Source organism: Pseudotabrizicola alkalilacus, assembly GCF_003443995.1.
Lineage (GTDB): Bacteria > Pseudomonadota > Alphaproteobacteria > Rhodobacterales > Rhodobacteraceae > Pseudotabrizicola > Pseudotabrizicola alkalilacus.
On the sequence record NZ_QWEY01000027.1, the window covers coordinates 1 to 4,637 of the forward strand.

Annotated in this window: 2 protein-coding genes and 4 pseudogenes; all 6 read right to left on the reverse strand. The window is 61.3% G+C overall.

Annotated features, from left to right (window positions below; all coding sequences use genetic code 11):
* Positions 1-939 (reverse strand): IS110 family RNA-guided transposase (locus D1012_RS21745; protein WP_118156224.1); only part of this gene is annotated, 939 nt, incomplete at its 3' end.
* Between the two features lie 113 nt (positions 940-1,052).
* A pseudogene (locus tag D1012_RS21750) lies at positions 1,053-1,367 on the reverse strand (transposase); the annotation flags it as partial.
* A 272-nt stretch (positions 1,368-1,639) separates the two neighbouring features.
* Positions 1,640-2,668, reverse strand: coding sequence for an IS110 family RNA-guided transposase (locus D1012_RS21755; protein ID WP_118156223.1), 1,029 nt, complete (start codon positions 2,666-2,668; stop codon positions 1,640-1,642).
* A gap of 88 nt (positions 2,669-2,756) precedes the next feature.
* A pseudogene (locus D1012_RS21760) lies at positions 2,757-2,870 on the reverse strand (IS5/IS1182 family transposase); the annotation flags it as partial.
* 154 nt (positions 2,871-3,024) lie between these two features.
* Positions 3,025-4,371 (reverse strand): annotated as a pseudogene (locus D1012_RS21765) (IS5 family transposase).
* A 155-nt stretch (positions 4,372-4,526) separates the two neighbouring features.
* Positions 4,527-4,637 (reverse strand): annotated as a pseudogene (locus tag D1012_RS21770) (IS5/IS1182 family transposase); the annotation flags it as partial.

Below are 4,637 nucleotides of genomic sequence, written 5' to 3' on the forward strand. Positions count from 1 at the left end.
AACCATCGCGCGCTTGGCACCACGACGGCGCGCGATCTTCGCCGCCCAGGTTCGCAGCCATGTCGCCCGGCCGCGATGCAACATCACCGTTGCCGCCTGGCAAAGGGCACGGCGGAGATTGACGTCATCTACCTTGGTGATCCCGCCCGAGATGTCGCGCTCTCCCGACTGGTTTCGCGACGGCGTCAGGCCAACCCACGGCCCAACCTTCTTCGAGCAGGTGAACCGGGCGGGATCATCGACCGCAGACCGATAGGTCAACGCCACAACCGCGCCGATCCCCGGCATCGACATCAGCCGACGACAAACCGGATCCTCCTGGGCGAGTTGGCGGACATAGCGTTCAAGGCCCGCCAGCTCTCGCCGCAGCGCCGAGCGCGCGCGCAGCATGGGTTCGGTCGCCGCTTCCAGCATCGGATTGTCCTCCGCCAGTTCGCAGACTCGCTGTTCGAACCGGCCACGCGATATGGTGCCAACCTTGAGGCCGAAGTTGCGCAGCAGCCCGCGCAGGGACATTTCCAGCGTGATGAACCCCTGTTGCACGGCCTTGCGGGCGCTGAGCACAGCGCGGACCTCCTGTGCAGACACCGATTTGCAATGAACCGGCCGGAACCAACCGAGGTGCAACAGACGAGCGATACTGATCGCATCGCGGCGGTCCGTCTTGATCGGCATGGCCTTCAGAGCGCCCTGTACCTGTCGGGTTTCCATCAACACGACAGGCTGTCCAGCCTCTGATAGCCTGCGGTATAGCCATTGCGACAAGGGGCCGGCCTCAAGCCCGACGGCTGCAGTTGCGCCGTCCTGATCGCAGATCCAGCGCAACAGCGCCTCGGGCTCGCTGGCCACCTGCGCCTCCTTCACGATCTTCCCATGCTCGCTGATCACGCAGATCGCGGTCTTCTCCAGCGACACATCCAGTCCGACAAACAGCTTCATCCCGTAGTCCTCCCTTTGGATCCGATCCGGGAATGGCGCCAGCTTGCCCTTAACTTTGCAACGGTAACGGGCGGGTCGCGACGCAGGCCCCGTTACGGCATCTCGTTCTCGCGTCATAGCCAGAACATGACGGTTGCGGCGAGGGCGACGGCCGAAAGGAAGACCTTCGGGCACCTGTCGTAGCGGGTGGCGACCCTGCGCCTGTCTTTCAAGCGACCGAACATGATCTCGATCCTGTTGCGGCGCTTGTAGCGGCGCTTGTCGTGCTTGATGGGTTTCCCGCGCGACTTCCGACCTGGGATGCATGGTTTTATCCCCTTGTCTTTCAACGCTTCCCTGAACCAGTCGGCGTCATAACCGCGGTCGGCCAGCACCCATTCCGCCTTTGGCAGGCTGCCCAGTAGGGCCGCCGCACCCGTATAGTCGCTTCTGTGGTTGCCGCCCGTAGTGCAAGAAGTTTTCGACCGTATTGGCGTGTAATCGAGCGCGAACTTCTGTGAGGCCTTCATAATGCGGCGTTTCCAGAAGCCGCGGGCCGGGATGGTGATCAGCAGATTGGGTCCAAATCTGACTTTCGAGCTCAATGCTCGTAGCGACTAACTGGTCTTCCCAATCCAGATCTGTTCGATCATTTTGCCCATTCAGGTCGTCGTATTCTCACTCTCCCCTCGGCACCGGCACTAGCGGTTCGACATAAGCATCATGCCCCGACCGCTATCGCCGGATCTCTGTCATCTCTGTTCTTTGTCAGCATCGCCCAGATCTGGCGGGCCATCTTATTGGCCAGTGCGGTCGCGACGAGCATCTTGGGTTTGCGCATCAACATATGTGACAGCCAGCTACCCTCCACAATGGTTCTCTGTCCGAGCCAGTTCAGTCGCGACATTGCACCGATGATCAACAGGCGTCGAATATCGGCCTGACCAGCCTTGGTCATGCGACCAAGACGCTCCTTGCCTCCAGAAGAATGTTGCCGAGGCACAAGACCCAACCAGGCCGCAAAGTTGCGCCCAGTCTTGAATTCCGCCATGTCGGGACCGAACGCTTCGACTGCAACGGCCGTCAGCGGTCCAACACCCGGCATCGTCTGTAGCCGACGGGCTCTGTCTGACTCGGCGGCCAGCGTCTTGAGCTTCGTGGTGCGTTCAATGATACACGCAGTTTTCTCTGCAATCTGCGCGAGTAGATCCAAGCACTCTTCCCGGATCAGCGTGTGCAAGTCGACAGTCTCATCCTGCACAAGCGCCGTCATACGATTGAGGTGGGACATGCCGACAGGAAACACATAGCCGTGCTCATACAGCAGAGTCCGTAGTGCGTTCACATCGGCGGTCCGCTGATGCACCAGGCGTTCCCGGCCGCGGAAGACCGCCGCGCAAGACTGCTGATCTACTGTTTTGGGTTCCACGAAACGCATCTCAGGCTGGCGTGCCGCGATGACAATCGCCTCAGCATCGGCTGCATCATTTTTCTGCCGCTTCACAAAGGGGCGCACGTATTGTGGTGCGATCAGCTTTACTTCTTGCCCAAGAGCTTCCATCTCACGGGCCCAAAAATGTGCGCTGCCGCTCGCCTCGAAAATCACCATGCTGGACTCTTGCTGCGCCATGAACGCGGGGAATTGCTTCCGCGACAGCTTCTTGCGGAACTGGACCTCCCCTGTTGGAAGGGCGCCATGAACTTGGAAAACTGCCTTTGCCAGATCGACCCCGATCATCATATTCTTCATCTCGCCGTCCTCCTCTGCGCGTGGCGTTGAACATCACGACCTTGGCACATTGCGATGCCGTCTAGGGAGGGCGGCAACCACTCCATCTGACTTGGCCTGCCGTCATGAAGAACCGGATCGGACGACCTTCGGCGTCGGTGACGGCATGTAGTTTCGTGTTCATGCCACCCTTGGTTCGACCAATCAGACGGCCCCTTTGGCCGCCCGGCCCCGGGTCGACCTCAGGCGAAGGCTGCCGAGAAGGGAAGCAGATCAAGTGTTCAAAGGACAAAACCGCGGTCCGGCGGCCGACCCCGCATGCGCAAAAACGCTTGACTGCGACGACCCCGTTACCGAGTTCAGCCTGAACAATGTGTTCAGCCCGGTATACTGGCCTGATCCTGCCGGTCCTGGGCAATTAGGGCCGCTAGGATTGCGGCTATGATCAGCGCAAGCCAAGCCCGGAGAAGGGCGAGGATTTTGCGGATATTGTGGCCACAGCCACAGAGCACGGCGAAGAGGGCATCGCCGATGGCTCCCTTCAGGGGACATCTGGCGAGGCGACCGTCGGTTTTCATGTGGCCGATCTCTGCCTCGATGGCGCTGCGGCGGCGGAGGTCAGCGATCAGCTTCGGCGTCAGGCCGCGGCGGGCGCCGCTGATCAGGACACGGGTCCTGTTCTCACCGTGGCCGCGGTAGCCGCGGTCGACGACGGCGAGGTCGGGGCGCTGGTCGGTCAGGATCGCCACCTGTTCCAGTGCTTGCCTCAGAGTGTGGCCGTCATAGGGATTGCCCGAAAAGCTGCGCATGCCGACGACGAAGCCCTCGTCCAGCGTGGCGGCGATGCTGACCTTGCAGCCGAACTCGTAGCGGACCCGCACCTTGCCCTTGGAGATGCAGTCGACTTCGGGCTCATGCAGGGCATAGATCTTGTCCGCGCCCTTGGGGGGCTGGTGAAGCAGTTGCGACACGAGGCTGAGCTTCCCGATGATGCGATCCCGCAGGTTGCCTTCGGGGATGTCCTGCAGGTGGCGGCGGAGATCCCGCATGACCCGACCGGTATAGCCCTTCAGCCTTTTCAATGCCTTGCGCATACGTTTGAACTGCTTTGCATGGGCGTAGCGGCCAACCTGCAGCGCCAATCGCGGTGTAAGGCGCGCGTAGGACTACCGCAGTTCCACCCCGGCCTCTTGCGCCAGGGCGACCAGTTGATCGCGCGCCCGCTCATAAAGCCGGGAGTCCGTCGGATGGGCGATCGCCTTTTCCATGACGGTCGTGTCCACCGCCACACGCCTGACGCTGTCCTCGTCGATCACCCCGGACTTCTGCCCGGCCCGGATGGTCTGGGTCAGCAGCCACTCCACACCCACTTCGCCGATCCGCCCCCGCCAGCGGGTCAACGAAGATGGGTCGATGGGCGGACGGTGCTGGAAGAAGGTCTCGCCGGTGAAGTGCTGGTAGTAGGGGTTCTCGACCCAGCGGGCGACCACCGCCTCGTCCGACAGCCTGTAGGCATGCTGGAGATAAAGCAGCCCCGCCACCAGCCGCGGCTCCGTCGCGGGCCGCCCCTTGCCCGACGGGAAGAACCCCGACCATTCCCGGTCGAACACCTCCCAGTCGATCAACGCCGCCAGCTTCACCAACTCGTGCCGCTGGTCGATCATGTCAACAAGGCGCGGACGCAGCAGATCATCCTGTTCCTCAGTGCGCGGGCGGTGCTTCATGGGCGGGACCGAAATTGCAGGGTATCGGTCGAAATCATACGAAACCCTGCAGGTCATGGCGAGAAAAACAGGGCTGTTTCAACGCAAAATCAACAGCATGGCCGTTGTTCAGGGCGAACTACCGAAGTCTGGAGCCTAGGCTCAGGACTCATTGATCATATCCAGAAGATGACGATGGCGGCTATGGCGATTGCGGACATGAAGGTGTGGGCGCAGCGGTCGTATCGTGTGTGAATGCGCCTCCAGTCCTTGAGTTTTCCAAACAT

Coding starts and splice junctions, on each gene's coding strand:
- D1012_RS21755 (WP_118156223.1), bottom strand. CDS start 2,668: ATGAAGAATATGATGATCGGGGTCGATCTGGCAAAGGCAGTTTTCCAA.